This is a genomic window from Brucella cytisi (assembly GCF_038433355.1).
Lineage (GTDB): Bacteria > Pseudomonadota > Alphaproteobacteria > Rhizobiales > Rhizobiaceae > Brucella > Brucella cytisi.
Map to the genome: position 1 here is coordinate 98,359 of NZ_JBCAUP010000012.1, position 20,232 is coordinate 118,590.

The window sequence follows — 20,232 nt, forward strand, 5'->3', positions numbered from 1 at the left end:
AAATGCATAATGGATTAGATACAGGGGATTTTGGCAACTTACCGATTCCCAGTCAGTTAAACAGGCGGCAACTTTGCCAAAACTGCGTCTCGCTCGCTGAACAGGAGGGCCAGAAGTGCTTCCGACACGCGACTTTGCGGACGGGAGTAAGGACGAAGAAGCGCCACGTTGAACGGTATTTTGGGCAGGAATGGCACGAGCTTTACCCGATCATCAAATTGGTGAATGGCTGTGTAAGGGTCTATAAGCGCGACTCCCAGACCGATTTTGGCAAATTCATAAGCCGCAGCGGAAATCGTTGTTTCATACGCCGGGTCCAGTTTTTCTCCCGCAGCGCGGAATGCCTGCGCAATGATCGGGCCTGCTGCGGTGAATGAGGCAAATGATACAAATGGTACGTTTCGAAGATCCGGTGGTTCAATTTTGTCGCGGCTCGCGAGATGGTGGTCACGTGGAACCGCAGCAATATAAGGGGCATCGCTGAAAACTTCTGTTTGGAACCCCGATCTGCGGAACGGGAGCTCCGCAAGACCAAAGTCCAGCTGTTGGGACGCCGCCCATTCTTCGATCTTGGCAGAAAGCCGTATATTCAGCTGTATACGTGTTTGGGGCCAGCTATCTTTGAACTTCTTTAGCGCCTGGGGCATGAAACTTATCCCAAGTGCAGGCATAACAGCCGCAGTTATGCGACTTGTCTCGCCTTCGGCAACTGTTGCCGCAAAATTTCGCAAAGAATCGAGAGATGTATACGCTCGATCGATTTCATCCAGAAGAAGGTGGGCAACCGATGTCGGCGTGATCAATCCTTTTCTGCGTTCAAAAAGAGTGACGCCCAACTCGGTTTCAAGCTTGTTGAGTAGCCGACTTACGGCGGGTTGACTTCGCCCTATAAGTTCCGCAGCGGCACTCACCGTTCCAGTTAGCATTACTGCCCGGAAGGCTGAAAAGTAGATGAGGTTCATCCCTACTTCCCAGTTCTGTTTCCCTGGCTTTTTCATCAGATATCATCCCCAGCACGTCAGTTGTGGCACACACTCGCCTACAACAGTGCCGAGGGCAAACGAAAATAGCGGACGATAGCGATGCCGGATTGCAGCCTACCCATCAGTTTGAAATTACGGCGTTCATCGGATAACAGCCCAAAGATGTTCCTTCACGACAGCCTCATTGAGTTCGACTCCAAACCCGATCTGTTCCGAGATCGGAATGCGTCCATTCCTGGCCTTTTGCTCAAAGGGCACGGTAGCCACTTCAATATATCCGGATATGCCTGTCCAATACGGGAAATGTTCTTGAATATAAAAATTGGGCAGACATGCGCTCATATGGGTTGCGATGTTGGCTGCGACAGAGCTTCCACAGACATGCGGCTGCACCTTCAAACCATAGGCGTCAGCCATCGCTGAAATTTTATGAACCTCCGCGAAACCACCGGCATTGCCTATATCCGGCTGCAATATGCTGATCACGCGCTTCTCAAGAAGATCGCGAAAACCTTGTCTGAGATAGTGCCGTTCTCCAGTTGCAATCGGAATATCAATCGACGAGGCGACTTGAGACAATGCACCGAGATCGCCCGGATCGGTGATTTCCTCCACAAATTCGATATCATATTCCTTGATACGCTCACAAAACCGCATGGTGTCTGCGATAGACACGCCGCCACCGAAATCGAGCATAAGTCTGATATCTGGCCCAACCACTTGCCGGACGGCACGCACGAGTTCGATCCCAGCTGTGACCGCATCGAGATTGTCAGAATATCGTCCGGTTGGATGCCGCAATGTTCCATTTGGTTGGATCTGTGCCAGTGGATACATCTTTAGAGCATAATGACCGTCGTCAACTGCGTCCGCTGCCTTTTTGATCAGCTCTGAAGCAGATTTTGCGCCGAAATACCATCCGTTCGCGTAGTAGTGTAGTTCGTCGCGAATTTTTCCGCCAAAGAGTTCATATACCGGCACATTCGACGTCCTGGCGCGAATATCCCAAAGGGCCTGTTCTATGGCACTCATTCCGGCACAAGCAATTCCTCCGGGGTTCTTTAACCAGAACGCCTGGTCGTACATATTCGAAACGATCTGATTAATGGACAGCGGGTCAGCCCCCAGCAAAAACCGTTCGCTCAGATCTTTAATCATTCCCGCGACAGCTGTGCCACCGCTTCCATAGGAAATGGCGGCTTCGCCTAATCCCGATATGCCTTCATCCGTCTGAATTTTCACCAGAACGGGCTTCAGGCCTTCTCCGCGCACATAGTAAACGTTGACGGACGCAATTTTCATTGTTCCATACCCACCCTGCCCGGGAAACTCTTACGCCGCCGCGACACCTGCTTGCCGAAGTTTCAACATGAAATCTTCCAGCGTTCCCTTATATTCCCACGTCTGAACGGTGTTGTGCGGACATTCAATAAAAATGTAGTCTTCGGTAACCGACAAAATTCTTGAGACCTTGATGAGTTTTGTCACAAATTTGTCTGCGCCAAGATCATCGACGACAGCTTTCCGTTCCTCATCATATCCATGATATACTTTCGAAGCTCGAATTTCTGCAGTTACATATGCCATATATTCATGCTCCTTTGGCTTTTTTTTGCCGCACCGATGAATGATACATCTTTATACGAGCGGCACCCCGGAAACAGAAATCGAAAGTACGCTGATCGGTATGCCGATTTTGCATACCTGAATTTTTATGGAAAGCCGTTGATCGGGTTCGGTTCAACTGGGTTCTACTGAGATGGATCAGGCAATTAACGTCCTTGTCCGAAAACAAGAAGTTCCATGAAACCCTGGAAATTGCGGGAAGTGGTTGAACGTCTCATGCACTTGCCTCGGTCGAAGCAGTCCGCCTGTCAGAGGGTTATGACCACTGGCGACAACGCCAGTCGCTGACTATTCGTCGGAAGTCATCTTTTTACCTGTCCGAAATCACAATCCGCCTCATCTTTAACGCGATTGCCAAGCTATCCTTGCTCGGCGACGTGCCAGGTATTGCAACCCGGATAGCCGCAATAAACTAGTCAACCGCATAGGACATGAACGGTAACTTCTGGGGGGTCCTGCCGTCGCGTGCATTCAAATTGATTGCGCGGTCGCAGACGTCCCTCATTATCTGCTCCCCAAAATCCTGTTTTACGAGATACAACATCATGTCGATCGTGGCCGATCCTCCTGCACAGGTCCAGATGCCCTCATCCGCTTGATAGATTCCCGGGTCCACAGACGTTGTTTCGAAACTACGGGCGAAGCCTTCCACGTTCTTCCAGTGTATCGAACAGGTTTTGCCATCAAGTATGCCCAACTCCGCCAGTATATGGGAACCACTCCCAATGCCGCCAATTGCAACATCCATTATGTTGCATTCCAGCAACCACGACTTGAAAGTCTTACCAGCAAAGCCGACCGTAACATCGTCGCTACAGATACAAACCATGTCAGGACGCAAATCGTTGAAGAGATATCGGCGCTCCTCTGCCACTGTACTGGTCGTTGTAATTGGCACACCGCAGCTGGAGCTCACCTGATTACCGGTTTGCGATGCAATACGCCAACGATAAGCCGGGCAACCTAGCGCCTGATTTGCCAGTCGGAGCGTCTCCACGGCAAGGGAAAACTCCAGCAAGGAAAAAGTTGGTGTCAGATAGAAAACGATCATCACCGGCTGTTGCGCGTCAGGAGCCATGATACCGCCTTTGGATGCGATCGATAATTCATGCCGCTATACCCCCACTTTTACACGACCGATAGGGTGCGAGCAGCAGGCGAGGATGTAACCATCGTCTATGTCATCATCCGTGATTCCACCGTTGTGCACCATATGGACCTGTCCTTCGAGTTTCTGGATCTTGCATGTCCCGCAGATTCCCATGGTGCAGCCGGAGGGGATCATCACACCCGCTGCGCGGGCAGCAGCAAGAATACTGTCTGCTTCCGAGCACGTCGTCGTGACGCCGGACAGTGCAAAGCAGATTTCGGCACTGTTTTCCTGTTCGGGCGTTACATCTTCTGGCACCACTTCGGTTTCCGGCAATGGCGCGTGGAAGCTTTCCTGATGGTAGCGATCCATGTCATAGCCGAGCCCGATCAACGCTTCGCGCACCGCTTGCATGAAGGGTTCCGGGCCGCAACAGAACACTTCCCGCTCAAGATAATCCTGGGCCATCAAGCCCAGCATCAATTGGTTGAAGAAACCCTTGTAGCCGGTCCATGGACTATAGCGATCACTGTCTTCTACGACCCATTTGAGATCTATCCCGTTGACGCGGGAGGCCATATGCTCCAGTCGCTCACGGAAAATGATATCTGACGGGCGGCGCGCGCAATTGACGAACACCACGTCCATGTCGCGACCGGAATCGTAGAGACAAGTGGTCATTGCCATCATCGGCGTAATACCCGATCCCGCCGAGATGAAGAGATATTTTTCGGCCGGGTGATGCGCGATGGAGAACTTTCCGCCAGGGCCAATGACCCGCAGCCGCATGCCTGGCCGCATGTGGTCGAACATCCAGCGCGTGCCAACGGAATCCGGCTGCGCCTTAACAGTCATGGTCAGCGACGTCGGTCGGGACGGCGACGACGAGATTGTATAAGTACGATAGACCGGTCCGCCGGGAACAGGCAGTTCCCATGTCAGGAACTGCCCGGGATCGAAGCTGAACAGCGCTCCAGACGGTGACTGGAAGCAGAACGTCATAACATTAGGCGCTTCCGGCAAGTAAGAAACGCATTCAAGCTCCTCCGCATCAGTCCAGAATGCGAGCTTCGGCCTCGTCACCACATGCATGAGCTCACTCCGCAGCCATCTGAAACGGTGTCAGCGAACGCTCGAGCCATTGCGCATACCAGTCCACGAATTGGATCACGCCGCTTTCTTGATTGGGCGAATAGGGTCCCGGCGTGTAAGCTGGAGTGAATATCCCGCGTTGATTGGTCTCAACCACCTCCCGGTCTTCATCATTGGTGGCGACCCACACTTCTGTCAGCCGCTTGAGATCGTAATCGACGCCCTCGACTGCATCCTTGTGGACAAGCCATGTGGTCGTCACTTCCGTTTCCGTTGGACTAATTGGCGTGACGCGGAAAGTCAGTGAATGATCCGGCAGGAAATGGTTCCATGTGGTGGGATAGTGAAACATGAGAAGCGAGCCCGCGTCCGGTATGGCAACGCGTCCAAGCGGTTTGGTAACTCCGGCTTTGCCATCCATCGTGTAACTGACAGCCTTGTCCTGTAGCGGAATACGCGTAACACGATATTGCCCGTCATCCGACAGGCGGAACTGTGCGGGAGCACCGGCTGCCTCACACCGATCGAAATGCGCCTGAAGGCCAGGCGATACAGAGCCATCCGGCGACACGCCAGCTACTTCGGGATCCAGCGGGAAGGACCGGCACAGCGCAGGATGATTACTGCTGCAATGATAGCATTCGCGATTGTTTTCCCAGACCAGCTTCCAGTTGCCGTTCTCCACAATGGTGGAGCTATACGCAACCTTGGCATTCTCAAGGTCGTGTACGTCGATATAGGGGCGCGCCATTTCCGCAAAAGGTTCGAAGGAGGGTGGTGTCGTGGACAGGCAGATGTAGATCAACCCGACAAAATTGCGCAGCTGCACTGATTTCAGGCCATGAGTAGATGGGTCGAAGTCCGGCCCCATATCATTGGCCCACAGAAGCTTGCCATCCAGTTCATAGGTCCATTGGTGATAGGGGCACACAAGTTTCGCGACCTGACCTTCGCGTGCCTTGCAGATGATGGAACCCCTATGACGGCAGGAGTTGTGGAAGGCGCGGATTTCATTATCGCGTCCCTTGACGATAATCACATCATAGGCACCAACGCGCATGGTCACATAACTGCCGGGTTTCGCTAATTGGCAAGCCGGAATCGCATAGAGCCATTCCTTGTAGAAAATCTGTTCCAGATCCATCTGATAGATGTCAGGCGATGTATAGAATGGTTGTTCCAGAGCATGGCCAGGCTTTCGACGGGCCAGCAATTCTGGTACCGAGACTTGAGCGTTCATGATGACGAGTTCCTACCATTTGTTTTGAACCAGTCTAAAAACTGTCAGGCTCGTCTCACATTTTGACAATAGCACTTTTTTTCAACCTGGATTAGTTTAAGTAATCTCAAGGTTCCCCCGCCACTTTGCTGGCTTCACGACTGCGGATGAGGTTTCTGTGGCCAGACCTTATGACCTTTCCTCCATAACCGCGCTCATCTGTTTTGAGGCTGCGGCACGTAATCTCAGTTTCAAGAAAGCCGCGCAGGAACTGAACGTGACACCTGCGGCAATCAGTCACCAGATAAAGGCGCTTGAAGCGGACCTTGGATGCGTCCTGTTCATGCGGCAAAACAAGGGTGTGGAGCTGACGGAAAAAGGCGCATTTTTATTCGTGGCGCTGCAGCGAGGCTTTGAATCCATCTCCGAAACCGTCAGCCAGTTGAGGGAGAGACCGGAAACTGTGGACGTTACCGTGCGCTCCACGACGGCTGTGAGTTCATTATGGCTGACACCAAAGATTTCAGCGTTCTGGAAAAACCACCCCACAGTTACAATTGCGCAGATTGTCAGCGACGTTGCGTCCGACACCAGCCGCTGTGACCTCAGCATCCATTATGGCATCCCCGACGAAGGCAGCGAATGCTGCAGCCTCTTTCGCGACCGCATCGTGGCGCTTGGGACACCTCGCTTTGCAGAGCAATATCGCATTTCCACAATCGAGGATCTGGTTTCGGCCCCGCTGATCCATTCCAGCGGCGAAGAAACCAATTGGACGAAATGGTCAGACTGGTTTTCTTCGCTTGGCCAGCCTGCTCCGAAGGGTCGTAATTTCTACGTCAACAATTACATGATTGCACTACAGACTGCGCAAGACGATCTTGGCGCGGTTCTGGGGTGGGATGGATTGGTCAAAAGCCTGTTGCATGAGGGAAGGTTCGTACAACTCGTGCCAGATTGCATCACTTCGCCAATGCCGTTCTATCTCAAAATTCATCCGCGTGCCTCAGCGAAGGCGCGCGTTTTTGCGGAATGGCTCGTAGGAAATGTCTGAAACCTTTATGCCTAAATCCTTTCCCATGGGAAAGTATCAAGTCGTTCGGCACCATTATTCGTGACCAGGATCTGGGTTTCCAGCTTGATGCTTTCAGAACCTTTTTCGGCAATCAGGCTTTCAACGTTAAGCACCATATTCTCCTCAATCGTCCCGCTGAAATCATTATCGAAATCCGGATGCAGCAGGATACCTGGCCATTCGTCGGCCATCCCGGTCCCATGGACTGCCAGCGAATAGCGATAGGGGATGTATTTCTCAGGTATGCGCCAGCTTTTCTCGTTGAACTCAACGAAGCTCACACCGGGACGAATGATTGAGAGATTATGGTCGATCTGGTCCCGGGCAGCGGCGTAGAGCTCCTTCTGCTTCGCATTCATCGCGACATGGCCGCAGGTCCATGAGCGCGACAGGTCGGCGCAATAGCCGTACGGACCTATCATATCTGTATCAAAGGCGATCATCTCGCCTTGTTTAGTGACGTAGTCGGAGCATTCCTGATACCATGGATTTGTCCGTGGGCCCGCTGTCAGCAGTTTGGTTTCGAGCCATTCGCCGCCGCTGCGTGCATTTTCGAAATGAAGCTCGGCCCAGATTTCGCGCTCTGTGCGGCCCGGTTCGGAGAACTCGTACATGCGCGCCATACCTGCCTCACATACGCGAATGGTCCAGCGCATCAGTTCGATTTCTTCCGCACTTTTTATTGAACGCGCCCGCTCGGCCAGTTCCTGACCATCCAGCAAGACAAAGCCGCGTGCCTGCAATTCAAACGCCGGCCCCGGTTCCAGGCGATCCACGGCAACACGGTCATTGACGCCATGTTGTTTGATAATACCGGCGATCTCATCAGCCCAGGATTTCATGCGCTGTTCAACCAGATTGCCGGCTGTGAAGAACAGAAAGGATTTGGCTGCACGGACCTCATCGACCCCAGGCAGCCCGTTATTGACATGTTCCGCGCCTTCGAATTCGAACATGATGGCAGGTCCTTCTGCCAGAATAAGCGCGTAGCGTGAGGGATTGTGCATTGTCCATATGCTCATATCGGACGAATCCAGCGCATAACGAATGTTGACGGGATCGTAGAGCAGCAGCGCTCCACAATCTGCCTGGCGCATCTTGAAGCGGAGGCGGCCCAGGCGATAGCGTCTTGCCCTATCGAGTGTTTCGATGGGTATCGGGCTGATTAATGGTCGATCCGCACCATCTGGATTGAGATAAGTGAGTTTTCGCTCATCTTTGAAGACCGCTGCACTTTGTCCGGTCATATGGTCGTCAGGCGCCATTTAAATATTCCTCTTCAAGCAAAGCGCCAGGAACTTCGGATGCCAGTTTCGCATCCGAAGCAATCGTTTAAGTGGCGCTCGCGGGTTTCTCAGGAACAAGGAGAGAATTTCGAGCAATACAGCAGATGGAACAGGCGTCCGGTGATCAGTGCAGGACGCCGTTCTTTTTTGCAGTCCAGGTCGCCAGATAATCCATCAACGCTGGCGAGAGGCAGTCATAGGGTTCAAGCCCGATCTCTTTTAGCCGGGCCCTTATGCCTGCCATTTCATCGGGATCAACGCCGCCTTCAATGACCGAGGATACGAAGGCTGCGAATTCCGGTCCTGGCCAGTCTGCGTTTTCGAACCGTTCCGGATGGATGAAGGATAGCCCCTGGAATGCATGTTCACGCTCAACGGGACCGTACATGTGTACACCGCATTCCTTGCAGGCGTGGCGCTGAATCAAGGCGCCAGGATCGACGACGGCAAGCTTGTCGCCATTTTCAATAACACTAACTTTTTCTGTCGGTGCGACAGCGACGACAGAAAAGGCAGCACCTTCCGGCTTCCAGCATTTCGTGCAGCCACAAGCATGGTTATGGGCGATCGGGGCTGCAACTTTAACCTTGACTGTGCGTTCGGAACATTTGCAGGCAAGTGTCCCGCCGGAAAACTGACTGTTACCTTTTCGTTGTCCGTCCTGTATGGCAGGATGTAAAAGTCTCGTGCTCATTTCTTCCTCCCGTGATGTTATGTTTCATTTTTTTCGTCGACCGGTCGTTTCACCAGAAGCGCCCAGAAGGCGAAGAGTGGCATATCGAGCGAGCGCATGGCGTGCTTGATACCGGGAACATTATAGAACGAACCACCGATGCCCGGTGAGAACCAATCACCGTCCGCCTGACTGAATTCGCCATCGGAGCAAACGAGATAAACCTCTTCAGGAGCATGGTTGTGATCGGGATAGCGGACATTGGGGGCAAGCAGCGTCGCGCCGATCCACACATCGCCACGCTGTTCAATTCCGCCAGCACCGACTACCATAGCATTGCCATGTCCGTCCGCATAGTTGGCGCTGGCCGAGCTGTCGGGATCGACACGCCGCCGCCAGTCAAGGCGAGGCGCGATCGCTTGGAAGGTTGCGATCAGACGGCGGAGCAATGGATCCTTGACATCGATGGCAAAGGCAGCATCGAGATGCTGGCAGACAGGCAGTTGCGTCCCCTCGCCCGCGCGCTGTTCCCCTGGCGTTTTGAGTACATCGAATATCTGACCGATTGAACGTCTGGATTCACCATGACCGGCGAATTGACCGAACGCGGCCTCAGCCGCATCAAGGAAGGCCTGCAATGCTTCATCACGAACTGTCATGCGAACCTCCATGAAATTCAGATCGGGAATTATTTTCGGATCATATATCCTTTGCCAGCCGCAGACCGTCGTATATCGCGGCATGAGTGTTACGGGCTGCGACAGCGTCACCGATCCTGAAAAGCTGGAATGTTCCGTCTGGATTGCGAACGACCGATTGCGGCTGGCCAGCCAGCAATTGTTTATAGGACGTTTCGCCGCCATTGGACGATAGCGGTTTGAGTTCGAAATATAGTTCATCCAATGGAGTGGTGCCGTGGTTGACGACGACCTGATCGACAATTCGTTGCTTGACGACACCACCATAGTCGCTTCCAATTTGCGCGACTAGCTGGTTGCCGGTCTTTTCGACCGACTCCAGACGGAACGTCACGGTGAACGTTACATCAAGCTTTTGCAACGAGCGCATATAAGGAACGAGGTTCATGGCCATGACCTCTGGCGCAAAAGCCCGATCAGGTGTCATGATTTCAACCTTGGCACCTGACTGTGCAATGATTTCCGCCGCCTGCAGGCCTGAATGATCGCCTGCATCGTCATAGACCAGGACATTGGAACCCGGTTTTACATCTGCAGCGATAATATCCCATGCCGAGACGACGAGTTCGTTGCCCTTGGCCAGCACTTCGGTATGTGGCAGGCCCCCGGTGGCGATTATCACCACATCGGGCGCGAGTGCCTGAACCGCTTCGGCATCGGCCCATTTGTTGAAATGAAAGATGACGCCGTGCTTCTCGCATTGAGCCATACGCCAGTCAATAATCGAGATCATCTCGCGTCGACGTTCGCTTTGAGCGGTCAGGCGGACCTGGCCGCCGGGATGTGCGGAAGCTTCAAGGACAATGACTTCGTGGCCACGCTCGGCGGCGACACGTGCTGCTTCCAGACCGGCTGGTCCCGCACCGACAATCACGACCTTTCGGCGCTCAGTCGCCGTGTCGATGACATGTGGCATGGTCAGTTCGCGACCCGTGGCGGCGTTGTGGATACAATAGGCGGCACCGCCCTGATAAATTCGGTCAAGGCAATAATTGGCACCGACGCATGGACGGATATCGTCCTCGCGCTTTTCCATTATCTTTCGCACGATATGCGGATCGGTCATATGGGCCCGGGTCATGCCAATCATGTCAACCTTGCCTGATGCAATGGCATGACGCGCCGTAGCAACATCTTGAATCTTGGCAGCGTGGAAGGTCGGAAAATCGGTCGCCGCGCGTATCTCGCCAGCAAAATCGAGATGCGGCGCGCTGGCCATACCCTGAATTGGTATCACATCGGTGAGGCCCGCATCGGTATCGATATGGCCGCGAATGATGTTGAGATAATCGATCAGGCCGCTGTCCCTCAGGCAACGCGAAATCTCCATCCCCTCAGCCTTGTCCGTTCCCCCGGGCAGGGTTTCGTCGGCGGTATAACGAACACCGAGAATGAAATCGTCACCGACACGCTTGCGTATCGCTCGAAAGACGTCGAAACAAAACCGCATGCGGTTTTCAAGCGAACCGCCGTAGGAACCGTCGAGCTCATTGGTGAGCGGCGAGTTGAACTGGTCGATGAGATGACCATAGGCCTCCAGTTCTACACCATCCATGCCGCCCGCCTTCATGCGTTCGGCGGCATCGGCGAAATCGGTAATGATGCGCTCGATATCCCAGTCCTCGAGTTTTTTGGGAAAAGCGCGATGCGCGGGCTCTCGATGATGCGAGGGCGCGACGACCGGCAGCCAGTCAGCTTTGTCCCAGCGGGTACGCCGACCCAGATGAGTGAGCTGGATCATGATCGCCGCACCTTGATCATGCACGGCATCGGTCATGTCCCTGATCCAGGGAACAATCTCGTCCTTGTAGGCCAGAAGATTATTGAACACGGGTGGACTATCCCGCGACACGGCCGCAGAACCGGCTGTCATCGTAAGGGCTACCCCGCCTTTTGCCCGCTCTACTGTATAGGCGCGGTAGCGTTCCTTGGGCATTCCGTCTTCTGGATAGGCGGGTTCGTGTGAGGTGACGATGATCCGGTTCCTGAGCACGAGATGCTTGAGCTTATAGGGCTGTAAAAGCGGATCGTTCGACATCACACATGTTCCCATTTATGGATATTTTTCGGAACGCTAAGGCGGACTGTACACTTATGTCAATAATGAAAACATGATGGTGCGTTGATCTGACACATATGTACATTTTACTTGCGTTCAGTTCTGTCTTTTTGTTAGGAGTATTGTCATGGACCAGACTGTTCAGGATGGCGGTTGGAGAGGATCAGCAGAAGGTTGGCTGGAAGCGGCCTATCAGACGCTGCTGGAATCCGGCGTGGACTCGGTGAAGATCCAGCCACTTGCCAAGAAGCTCAATCTGTCGCGAACCAGTTTCTACTGGTTCTTCAAGGACAGGGAGGAATTGCTCGACGCACTGATAGCGCGGTGGCGAGACAAGAACACGGGAGGTATTGTCAAACAGTCCGAAGCCTATGCGGAATCACTCGCTGAAGCGATGTTGAACGTCTTCGATTGTTGGTTGAACAAGGATCTTTTCGATTCGAGGTTTGAATTCGCCGTGCGCAGCTGGGCGCTGCAATCGGAGGAGCTTCTAGCCGAGATCCATGAGGCCGACCGCCAAAGAATGGAGGCACTCAAGCGCATGTTCATACGCTTTGGTGTGAGCGAGAACAGTGCCGATGTGCGTGCCAGAACGACCTATCTGGTGCAGATCGGATATATCTCGATGCAATCGAAAGAAGACATTCCAACCCGCATGCTGCGAATTCCCGAATATATCGCGATCTATACCGGACAGGTGCCCGAACAAAGGGAACTGAACCGCTTTTTCGCCAGGCATGGATACAAGCCGGATTGAAGCAGGTGGAAGCGAGGTTACGATGACGGGTGCATTGAAGATTGGCTTAATCGGTGGGGCGGGATGGCTCGGGAGCGCCATCACCTCGGCATTGCTCGAAGCCGGCGTAACCACAGCAGAAAATCTGACACTTTCCTACCGAAGCAAAAAGCCGGATTTTAAAGCGCGGGTGAATTTAACACACGACAACCAGGCTCTTGCTGATGCCAGCGATGTGGTGGTTTTGTGTGTGAGACCCGACGATTGGACCGCGGTTGATGTCGATGCTGGTGGCAAGCTTGTCATTTCCGTGATCGCAGGCGTCAGTATGGAGCGGCTCGTGGGCCGACACAAAACCGACCGCGTCGTGCGCGCTTTACCCAATGCCGCCGCTGAAATCCGCAGGTCTTTCACTCCGTGGATAGCGAGCGCGGAATCAAGTGACAGCGACCGTGCGACCGTCAGAACAATTTTAGGAGCCTGCGGGATTGAAGACGAAATCACCAGCGAACGTGACATCGACTATTTCACCGCCCTAACTGGCTCCGGACCAGCCTTTCCGGCCCTGTTGGCCGACGCCATGACGAAACACGCTATTGAACATGGCCTCACACCGGAAGTGGCGCGCAAGGCTGCACGGATGGTCATAATTGGTGCCGGCGGGTTGATGGAGAGGGACAACCAGTCTCCCTCTGAAATCGTTCGTTCTTTCATGGATTATCGCGGCACGACGGCAGAAGCGCTGGAAACGATGGTTGCCGATGGCTTCAACGCGGCAGTCGCTAACGGGATCAACGCCGGCTTTTTGAAAGCCAAAGCATTGAGAGGCAGCTCCTGATCGGTCCAGGAACGGGATAAACGGCGTCCCGTTCGGAAGAACAAGCCGCAAAAAAGGGAACAATAATGAATAAACTACTTGCATCGACCTGTATGGTTCTTGGGCTGATCGGGGTCAGTTCGGCATCCAATGCTGCCGAATGTGGTACAGTCACCATTGCCAGCATGAACTGGGCGTCGGCCGAACTCCTCGCCAATGTCGATAACTTCATTCTTCACAATGGGTATGACTGCGATTCCAGCATTGTGTTGGGAGACACTGTGCCGACGCTCACCTCCATGGCCGAGAAGGGCCAGCCAGACGTCGCTCCCGAAGCATGGGCTAGCCTTGTTCCGCCAGTGACACAGAAAAACATTGATGAAGGCAAGTTGCTGGTCGCAGGAAAGGCATTTGTGGACGGCGGCATTCAGGGTATCTACGTTCCCAAATTCATCGTTGACGAGCATCCTGACATCAAGACCATTGCGGACGCCGTCAAGCATCCCGAACTGTTCCCCAATCCCGAGGATCCATCCAGGGGCGCCTGGTCAGCTGGCCAGCAGGGCTGGGGCGGCACGATCATCGCAAGCCAATATTACAAGGCCTATAATGCCAAGGATGCTGGTTTCGATCTGGTCGATACGGGATCAGCTGCCGGCCACGATGGTTCTGTCATCCATGCCTATGAGCGCAAGCGCGGCTGGATCGGCTATTATTGGGAACCGACTGCACTTCTCGGCAAATATGACATGGTCCGACTGACCTCTGGCGTCCCTTATGATGAAGCTGAGTGGAACCGCTGCAACAAGGTTGAAAACTGTCCGGATCCGAAACCCAATGAATGGCCGGCTGATAATGTAAATACCATCGTTACCAGGAAGTTCGCCGAAAGTTCCGGTCCGGCCTATGACTACCTGAAGGCTCGCTCCTGGCCGAACGCCACCGTCAACAAGATGCTGGCATGGATGGCCGATAATCAAGCGACGGGCGAAGACGGGGCGAAAGAGTTCCTGAAGGCCAATCCTGACATCTGGACCAAGTGGGTTCCCGAAGACGTCGTCGAAAAGGTCAAGGACGCGCTCTAGGGACCGCCGCGATAACACATGGTGTGGAGCGCAATCTGTTCCCGCCAGCAAACTGGCGCAATCTGATTTGCATTTTACGGCAACGCTCCGGCGTGCTGCGCCAGCCTGTCCGCCAATGGCTGCACATGACGGCCAGATTAAAAGAAGGGGAGCCGAATGGACTGGTTTTACCGATTCCCGCATATGAATGACGACGCGTTACGCACGCTCAAGCAGACGATCGATGAAGGGTTCCGCTCATTCACGCGCGGTTATGGCGACGCTATCGAGAACTTCTTTTCGCCGCTGCAGAAATTTCTGCTCATCTCCGAGCGTTTCATGACACAAACGCCCTGGCCCATCATTCTTGCGATCATTCTGGCCATTGCCTGGGTCGCCAGTCGCAGCGTCAAAGTGGTACTTGGTGCACTTGTTACCCTGCTTCTGATCGGCTATTTCGACATGTGGCAGGATGCCATGCGTACGATCTCGATGATTTTCGTGTGCACCGTCCTTTCCGTCGTCATCGGCCTGCCAATCGGCATCCTCATGGCCCGTTCGGAGCGTTTGCAGCGGGTCATCAACCCGATCCTTGACGTGATGCAGACCATGCCGAGTTTTGTCTATCTAATCCCGGTCGTCATGCTGCTTGGCATCGGTCGTGTACCAGGTCTGATTGCCGTGGTAATCTATGCGATCCCACCAATCATCCGCCTAACCAATCTTGGCATACGCCTCGTCGACAAGGACGTGCTGGAGGCCGCCGACGCCTTTGGATCCTCCAACATACAGAAGCTCTTCAAGATTCAGCTTCCGTTGGCTCTGCCGACCATTATGGCCGGCATAAACCAAACGATCATGATGGCGCTCGCGATGGTGGTCATCGCTTCCATGATTGGCGTACAGGGTCTGGGGCAGCCTGTACTGAAGGCAATCGCAAACCAGTATTTTACACTCGGCATCTTCAACGGCCTTGCGATTGTGGGCATCGCGATCATCTTTGACCGCGTCAGCCAGGCTTACGGTAAAAGACTTCAAAAACATCAGGAGGTGGTCCATGGCTAACGCCGATCTGGATGGGATCAGAATCCGCAACCTTTACAAGATATTCGGTCCCGATGCCGTCAAGCATGTGGAAGCCGTGCAAAACGGGCTCACCAAAGCCGAACTCAACGAGCAGTATGGTCATATTCTTGGCCTGAAGGACATCAGTATCGAGATGCCCGCGGGCTGCATACAGGTCATTATGGGACTTTCGGGCTCAGGCAAATCGACACTGATCCGCCATATCAACCGGTTGATTGATCCTACTGCCGGCGAAGTCTTGGTGAACGGCGTCGACGTGGTCAAGATGAGCGACGGGGAGCTGCGTGAATTCCGTCGTCACCAAACAGCGATGGTATTTCAGAAATTCGCACTTCTGCCGCATCGCAACGTTCTCGATAACACGCTTTACGGGCTTGAAGTTCAAGGCACGCCACGCGTCAAGGCGGTCGATATTGCCATGCGCTGGATCGAGCGAGTGGGTCTTCAAGGCTTCGAAAAGAAATATCCAAACCAGCTTTCCGGCGGCATGCAGCAGCGTGTCGGCCTTGCCCGCGCGCTTGCCAATGATGCGCCGGTTCTGCTGATGGACGAAGCCTATTCCGCGCTGGATCCATTGATCCGCATGGATATGCAATCCGTGCTGCTTGATCTGCAAAAGGAGATAAAGAAGACCATAGTCTTCATTACCCATGATCTCGACGAAGCGTTGCGGCTCGGCGACCAGATCGCGATCTTGCGTGATGGCGAGATCATCCAACAGGGGACCAGCCAGGATATCGTATTGCGTCCGGCGGACAACTATGTCGCCAACTTCGTCAAGGAAGTTAACCGCGGTCGGGTCATCCAGGTAGAGGCGATCATGGTTCCTCTGCACTCCGATGAAACCGGTAGGGCCCCAACAGTAACGGTGGGGACGACTATCGAAGATGCAATAAAGATCCTCGCCCATGGAGACGGCAAGGCAATTGTCGTGGTCGATGCCGCCGGCAAACCGCTTGGCATAGTGGATCTCAAGAAGCTTGCTGCTGCAACAGTCACTGCGCACTGAACTGGCCAGCCGGCCCGGGACGGACCATGTTGGTCCCATTGTCGAAGGCTTCAAGGTCGGGGATACCAGGGCACGACAAGGCCCGTCTTCCCACCTGAAATGTAGTTTGCTGACTGGCAGCCAATCTTTTGTGCTTGACCAACGCTGCCCGGCAACACATGCCGGGCAGCTTCAACGTTCATCAAAGCGCAGCTTCGACTTTTTCTGCGACGTCATCGGAAACCCATTTCGACCAGATATCCTTGTTTTCCTGGAGAAAATGCTTCGAACCGTCTTCGCCCGTCGCCTGGTTTTCGGTCTGCCATGCCATGAGTTTACTCACCGTCTCATTGCTCCAGCCGCGCGTATTGAAGTATTTGACAACTTCCGACGGGGCGCTATCTGCGAACTTCTTGGTCAAGAGCGTATAGATCGTATCGGTCGGCCAACGAACCGGTTTCGGATCCGCGCAATCCAGGTTGGTGATGCAGCGCTTCCACTCGACCGGATCTTCCGGGGCCGTTACGTCCAGCCTGACAAGGTCGTATTTGCCAAGCAGTGCAGTCGGCGCCCAGTAATAGGTGATGAACCCCTCTTTTCGTTCATAGGCCTTCGCAATGGCACCATCGAGACCAGCTGCAGAACCGGGACTCATGAGACGAAACCCCTTATCTCCAGCCTTGTAAGCCTTGAAAAGTTGGGCGGTGACAATGGTCGCACCCCAACCTTCTGCACCGTTGAAAATCACACCTTTTTTTGCGTCTTCCGGATCAGGGAAGAGGTCGGGATGGTTCAGTGCGTCCTCAACAGTTTTGATATCCGGGTGTGCGTCCGCCACATATTTTGGGATCCACCACCCTTGAACCCCACCATCTGGAAGCGCCTTAGCAGCCTCAACGATCTTGTTATCCTTCAGACCACGCGGAACAATTTCGGGCAGAAGATCAACCCACGTTTCAGGCGAAACATCGGGCTGCTCTTTTTCGACCATGGACGTGGTTGACGGCACTGTGTCACCCGGCATCATCTCCACGGTGCAATCAAAGCCGTTTTCCAGTATAAACTTATCTACATAAGCCAGAACCTCGGCGCTCTGTACATTGATATGCATTGCCAGCGAGACATTGCCGCAATCAGCCGCAAAAGTTGGCGTGGAATTGCTTGCAAGACCAACCAGAAAACACGTCGACGCAAGAAGTCTTCTCATGATGTTCCCCTTTTTCTTAGCGGCTGATGACGGGAGCAGGACGCCGCGAGATCTGCCCCGAGAGCGCGTTTCTCAGTAATGAAATTTCCTCTGAAACAGATTTACGGACTGCCCGGCAAGACGGAAAGATTGTGACATTGCATCATGGCTCCTTCTGTTCGGAAACACATCGCCTCATCCCGAATGACGGGATGCCCTGAACACAGCAAACTTGCTTGCCCGCCTGTTCAAGGCATGAGGGGAACAGATTTAACAACAACCTTACATGGATGCAATTGAAATGTACATTAATGTCAATTTCCATTTCATGGATGATTTATTTACGTACACTGATGTCAAGTTGTCTATACGATCGCCATTCCTGCCCTGCCTGCCTTGCTGGCCGGACTAAACCAGCCGATTTTACTATCGCTGGCGATGGTGGTGACCGGGATGTAAATATAGGAAAGTCGCGTTGACCGGCTGCAGCTTGTTTGAAGAGGATTGATCGTAGTCAGTGTGAGGCCAGACAGCGCGCTCTAGAATTCACTCGATCTGTAAGATGGAGAGAGGCTAACGATGCGGTTTTCGGGTGAAGATCGATCAAAAACAATCCTGTTGATTTTTGCCTTGTGCGGACTTGTGATCGGGCTCGGCTTGCACTTCTCCGGTTACTCATACGGCGCGCGGCTAACCTGGGCTATCGCCACTCTGCCAGTGTTAGCAACTTTGCTCGTCGAAATTCTCCGAAGTTTATTGCGAAAGGAGTTCGGGCTGGACATCGTCGCGGCGATGTCGATGTCGGCCGCTCTGGCATTTGGGGAAATGCTGGCGGCTTCGATTGTCGCCCTTATGTATACCGGCGGGGCCTTTCTTGAAAGCTTTGCCGAAGGACGGGCACGCCGTGAGATGCACGCTTTGCTGTCTCGTGCACCCCGAACGACAATGCGTTATATCGATGACCATCTCGATGAAATTGCCGTTGATACTGTTCGTCCGGGTGACCGCCTCCTGATCCGCCAAGGCGATATCATTCCCGTCGACGGAAGTATCGCTTCCGCGAAGGCCTTCGTAAACACGTCTGCACTCACAGGAGAATCTCTCCCGGTTTCGCTTGCATCGGGAGCCGGCGTTCTGAGCGGATCAATGAATGCTGGCGATGCTTTCGATATCGTTGCCAGGCACAAAGCGAAAGACAGTACCTACGCCGGCATCGTTCGCCTCGTAGAAGAAGCCCAGCATTCCAAGGCTCCAATGTCGAGACTGGCGGATCAGTGGTCTGTCGGTTTTCTGATCGTGACTGTTATGATCGCCTTCTGCGCATGGTGGTTCACGGGAGATCCGATAAGGTCGGTAGCCGTTCTCGTTGTGGCGACGCCATGTCCTCTCATCCTGGCGGTGCCCGTCGCTCTTGTTGCGGGACTGTCGCGCGCCGCTCATTTCGGGGTATTGGTGAAGGGCTCTCGTCCATTGGAGAATATGGCCCGCGTCAATACGCTGGTGCTGGACAAGACCGGGACACTGACCGATGGCCGTCCACAAATAACTTCGATTTACGTTGAACCAGATTTCAGTGAGAATGAGTTATTGCGGTTCGCTGCTTCTCTTGACCAGGTGTCCAAACACCCAATGGCCCAGGCTCTTGTACTTGCGGCTCAGGGGCGCGGTATCGATCTTGTATTGCCGACCGACGTCAGCGAGCTGGCGGGAGATGGAGTGGCTGGCAGGGTTGATGGCAGAAGCGTCGTTGTCGGCGGACACAGCTTCGTTGACAGACAAGCCAACGCAAAGCCCATCGAAACCCCTGGTACAGAAGCAGGAGCAGCCTTGGTTGCTGTCGCAATAGACGGCAGTATTGCGGGCTATATCGTCATGGCCGATCCCTTGCGCGGCGATGTGGTCGACACGTTACGCGGTTTACGCAAAGACGGTGTAAGGCGAATAGTACTGGCGACAGGGGATCGCGCTGCAGTGGCCAAACACATCACCAGAGGTTTGGGGCTTGATGCCATTTACTCCGATCTTTCACCGGATCAAAAGGTGCTGACCGTACTCAGCGAGCGCAAGCACGGCCCAGTGATGATGGTCGGAGACGGCGTCAACGACGCGCCTGCACTTGCGGCGGCCGATGTCGGAGTTGCCATGGGTGCGAGGGGAGCGGCCGCATCGGCTGAAGCGGCCGATGTCGTTCTTCTTGTTGATAGAATAGACACAATTCGCACCGGGATAGGGATTGCGAAGCGATCAAGGCGCATTGCTATCGAAAGTGTTGTGGTGGGGATCGGTCTCTCTGTAATCGCCATGATCGCAGCAGCGTTCGGTTATCTAATACCTGTTCAGGGTGCGTTGCTCCAGGAGGTGATTGATGTCGCTGTCATCCTCAATGCGCTCCGGGCACTGAAGATCTCACCAACCATCGGCTGAAGGTCGTGGCGGTACTTCAGAATGCGAGCTGGGGAATAGTTCACCTACCGCATCCCACCGCCCCTTAAACTCATCGATTTCTGCTATGAGTTTAGTGAGGTCCTAGGATAGATTGATTTTTGGTTCCCTC

General features: G+C 53.8%; 18 protein-coding genes. 7 read left to right on the forward strand and 11 right to left on the reverse strand.

Translation table 11 applies throughout. The features are described 5' to 3' along the window. Positions 1-56: 56 nt before the first annotated feature. The 6 genes from AAE521_RS13230 to AAE521_RS13255 form a co-directional block, all read right to left on the reverse strand. A complete protein-coding gene (locus tag AAE521_RS13230; RefSeq protein ID WP_235817689.1) occupies positions 57-998 on the reverse strand; it encodes a LysR family transcriptional regulator in 942 nt (313 codons plus the stop codon). Between the two features lie 126 nt (positions 999-1,124). Continuing rightward, positions 1,125-2,225, reverse strand: a complete 1,101-nt coding sequence (locus tag AAE521_RS13235) for a mandelate racemase/muconate lactonizing enzyme family protein (protein ID WP_342061544.1) — start codon at positions 2,223-2,225, stop codon at positions 1,125-1,127. 90 nt (positions 2,226-2,315) lie between these two features. Continuing rightward, positions 2,316-2,570: a hypothetical protein gene (locus tag AAE521_RS13240; protein ID WP_071632979.1), complete on the reverse strand. Its 255-nt coding sequence runs from the start codon at positions 2,568-2,570 to the stop codon at positions 2,316-2,318. A gap of 451 nt (positions 2,571-3,021) precedes the next feature. Next, on the reverse strand, positions 3,022-3,687 hold the full coding sequence (locus AAE521_RS13245) for an AraC family transcriptional regulator (RefSeq protein WP_342061545.1): 666 nt from the start codon (positions 3,685-3,687) through the stop codon (positions 3,022-3,024). Positions 3,688-3,723: 36 nt separating this feature from the next. After that, a complete protein-coding gene (locus tag AAE521_RS13250) occupies positions 3,724-4,791 on the reverse strand; it encodes an FAD-binding oxidoreductase (RefSeq protein WP_071632981.1) in 1,068 nt (355 codons plus the stop codon). Positions 4,792-4,795: 4 nt separating this feature from the next. Next, complete coding sequence (locus AAE521_RS13255) at positions 4,796-6,031, reverse strand: aromatic ring-hydroxylating oxygenase subunit alpha (protein WP_071632982.1); 1,236 nt, start codon at positions 6,029-6,031, stop codon at positions 4,796-4,798. 157 nt (positions 6,032-6,188) lie between these two features. Between AAE521_RS13255 and AAE521_RS13260 the strand changes: the two genes are divergently transcribed. After that, positions 6,189-7,064 (forward strand): LysR family transcriptional regulator, encoded by an 876-nt coding sequence (locus AAE521_RS13260; RefSeq protein ID WP_071632983.1) that lies wholly within the window; start codon positions 6,189-6,191, stop codon positions 7,062-7,064. Positions 7,065-7,075: 11 nt separating this feature from the next. On the opposite strand, the gene AAE521_RS13265 is transcribed toward AAE521_RS13260, so the two are convergent. The 4 genes from AAE521_RS13265 to AAE521_RS13280 form a co-directional block, all read right to left on the reverse strand. Then, on the reverse strand, positions 7,076-8,350 hold the full coding sequence (locus tag AAE521_RS13265; RefSeq protein WP_342061546.1) for a M24 family metallopeptidase: 1,275 nt from the start codon (positions 8,348-8,350) through the stop codon (positions 7,076-7,078). A 145-nt stretch (positions 8,351-8,495) separates the two neighbouring features. Next, on the reverse strand, positions 8,496-9,065 hold the full coding sequence (gene gfa, locus AAE521_RS13270) for an S-(hydroxymethyl)glutathione synthase (RefSeq protein ID WP_342061547.1): 570 nt from the start codon (positions 9,063-9,065) through the stop codon (positions 8,496-8,498). Positions 9,066-9,082: 17 nt separating this feature from the next. Next, positions 9,083-9,703 carry a dimethylsulfoniopropionate lyase gene (locus AAE521_RS13275; protein WP_071632986.1) on the reverse strand — a complete coding sequence of 207 codons (621 nt, stop codon included), beginning with the start codon at positions 9,701-9,703 and terminating at the stop codon, positions 9,083-9,085. Between the two features lie 40 nt (positions 9,704-9,743). Then, positions 9,744-11,780, reverse strand: coding sequence for an NADH:flavin oxidoreductase (locus AAE521_RS13280; protein ID WP_071632987.1), 2,037 nt, complete (start codon positions 11,778-11,780; stop codon positions 9,744-9,746). A gap of 148 nt (positions 11,781-11,928) precedes the next feature. On the opposite strand from AAE521_RS13280, the gene AAE521_RS13285 reads away from it, so the two are divergent. The 5 genes from AAE521_RS13285 (at position 11,929) to AAE521_RS13305 (ending at position 16,513) form a co-directional block, all read left to right on the forward strand. After that, a complete protein-coding gene (locus AAE521_RS13285; RefSeq protein WP_071632988.1) occupies positions 11,929-12,558 on the forward strand; it encodes a TetR/AcrR family transcriptional regulator in 630 nt (209 codons plus the stop codon). 22 nt (positions 12,559-12,580) lie between these two features. After that, a complete protein-coding gene (locus AAE521_RS13290) occupies positions 12,581-13,375 on the forward strand; it encodes a pyrroline-5-carboxylate reductase family protein (protein WP_071633012.1) in 795 nt (264 codons plus the stop codon). A gap of 65 nt (positions 13,376-13,440) precedes the next feature. Then, on the forward strand, positions 13,441-14,439 hold the full coding sequence (locus AAE521_RS13295) for an ABC transporter substrate-binding protein (RefSeq protein WP_071632989.1): 999 nt from the start codon (positions 13,441-13,443) through the stop codon (positions 14,437-14,439). Positions 14,440-14,595: 156 nt separating this feature from the next. Then, on the forward strand, positions 14,596-15,483 hold the full coding sequence (locus tag AAE521_RS13300; protein WP_071632990.1) for an ABC transporter permease: 888 nt from the start codon (positions 14,596-14,598) through the stop codon (positions 15,481-15,483). Continuing rightward, positions 15,476-16,513 (forward strand): quaternary amine ABC transporter ATP-binding protein, encoded by a 1,038-nt coding sequence (locus AAE521_RS13305; RefSeq protein WP_342061548.1) that lies wholly within the window; start codon positions 15,476-15,478, stop codon positions 16,511-16,513. The genes AAE521_RS13300 and AAE521_RS13305 overlap by 8 nt, the downstream gene beginning before the upstream one ends. Positions 16,514-16,694: 181 nt before the next feature. On the opposite strand, the gene AAE521_RS13310 is transcribed toward AAE521_RS13305, so the two are convergent. After that, positions 16,695-17,699, reverse strand: coding sequence for a glycine betaine ABC transporter substrate-binding protein (locus AAE521_RS13310; protein ID WP_071632992.1), 1,005 nt, complete (start codon positions 17,697-17,699; stop codon positions 16,695-16,697). Positions 17,700-18,257: 558 nt separating this feature from the next. On the opposite strand from AAE521_RS13310, the gene AAE521_RS13315 reads away from it, so the two are divergent. Continuing rightward, positions 18,258-20,102: a heavy metal translocating P-type ATPase gene (locus tag AAE521_RS13315; RefSeq protein WP_071632993.1), complete on the forward strand. Its 1,845-nt coding sequence runs from the start codon at positions 18,258-18,260 to the stop codon at positions 20,100-20,102. Positions 20,103-20,232: the final 130 nt, after the last annotated feature.

Bases quoted from the DNA above. Each gene is read 5' to 3' on its own strand.
- AAE521_RS13230 (WP_235817689.1), bottom strand. From the start codon at position 998: ATGAAAAAGCCAGGGAAACAGAACTGGGAAGTAGGGATGAACCTCATC.
- AAE521_RS13240 (WP_071632979.1), bottom strand. From the start codon at position 2,570: ATGGCATATGTAACTGCAGAAATTCGAGCTTCGAAAGTATATCATGGA.
- AAE521_RS13245 (WP_342061545.1), bottom strand. From the start codon at position 3,687: ATGGCTCCTGACGCGCAACAGCCGGTGATGATCGTTTTCTATCTGACA.
- AAE521_RS13250 (WP_071632981.1), bottom strand. From the start codon at position 4,791: ATGCATGTGGTGACGAGGCCGAAGCTCGCATTCTGGACTGATGCGGAG.
- AAE521_RS13255 (WP_071632982.1), bottom strand. From the start codon at position 6,031: ATGAACGCTCAAGTCTCGGTACCAGAATTGCTGGCCCGTCGAAAGCCT.
- AAE521_RS13265 (WP_342061546.1), bottom strand. From the start codon at position 8,350: ATGGCGCCTGACGACCATATGACCGGACAAAGTGCAGCGGTCTTCAAA.
- gfa (WP_342061547.1), bottom strand. From the start codon at position 9,065: ATGAGCACGAGACTTTTACATCCTGCCATACAGGACGGACAACGAAAA.
- AAE521_RS13275 (WP_071632986.1), bottom strand. From the start codon at position 9,703: ATGACAGTTCGTGATGAAGCATTGCAGGCCTTCCTTGATGCGGCTGAG.
- AAE521_RS13280 (WP_071632987.1), bottom strand. From the start codon at position 11,780: ATGTCGAACGATCCGCTTTTACAGCCCTATAAGCTCAAGCATCTCGTG.
- AAE521_RS13285 (WP_071632988.1), top strand. From the start codon at position 11,929: ATGGACCAGACTGTTCAGGATGGCGGTTGGAGAGGATCAGCAGAAGGT.
- AAE521_RS13290 (WP_071633012.1), top strand. From the start codon at position 12,581: ATGACGGGTGCATTGAAGATTGGCTTAATCGGTGGGGCGGGATGGCTC.
- AAE521_RS13295 (WP_071632989.1), top strand. From the start codon at position 13,441: ATGAATAAACTACTTGCATCGACCTGTATGGTTCTTGGGCTGATCGGG.
- AAE521_RS13300 (WP_071632990.1), top strand. From the start codon at position 14,596: ATGGACTGGTTTTACCGATTCCCGCATATGAATGACGACGCGTTACGC.
- AAE521_RS13305 (WP_342061548.1), top strand. From the start codon at position 15,476: ATGGCTAACGCCGATCTGGATGGGATCAGAATCCGCAACCTTTACAAG.
- AAE521_RS13310 (WP_071632992.1), bottom strand. From the start codon at position 17,699: ATGAGAAGACTTCTTGCGTCGACGTGTTTTCTGGTTGGTCTTGCAAGC.
- AAE521_RS13315 (WP_071632993.1), top strand. From the start codon at position 18,258: ATGCGGTTTTCGGGTGAAGATCGATCAAAAACAATCCTGTTGATTTTT.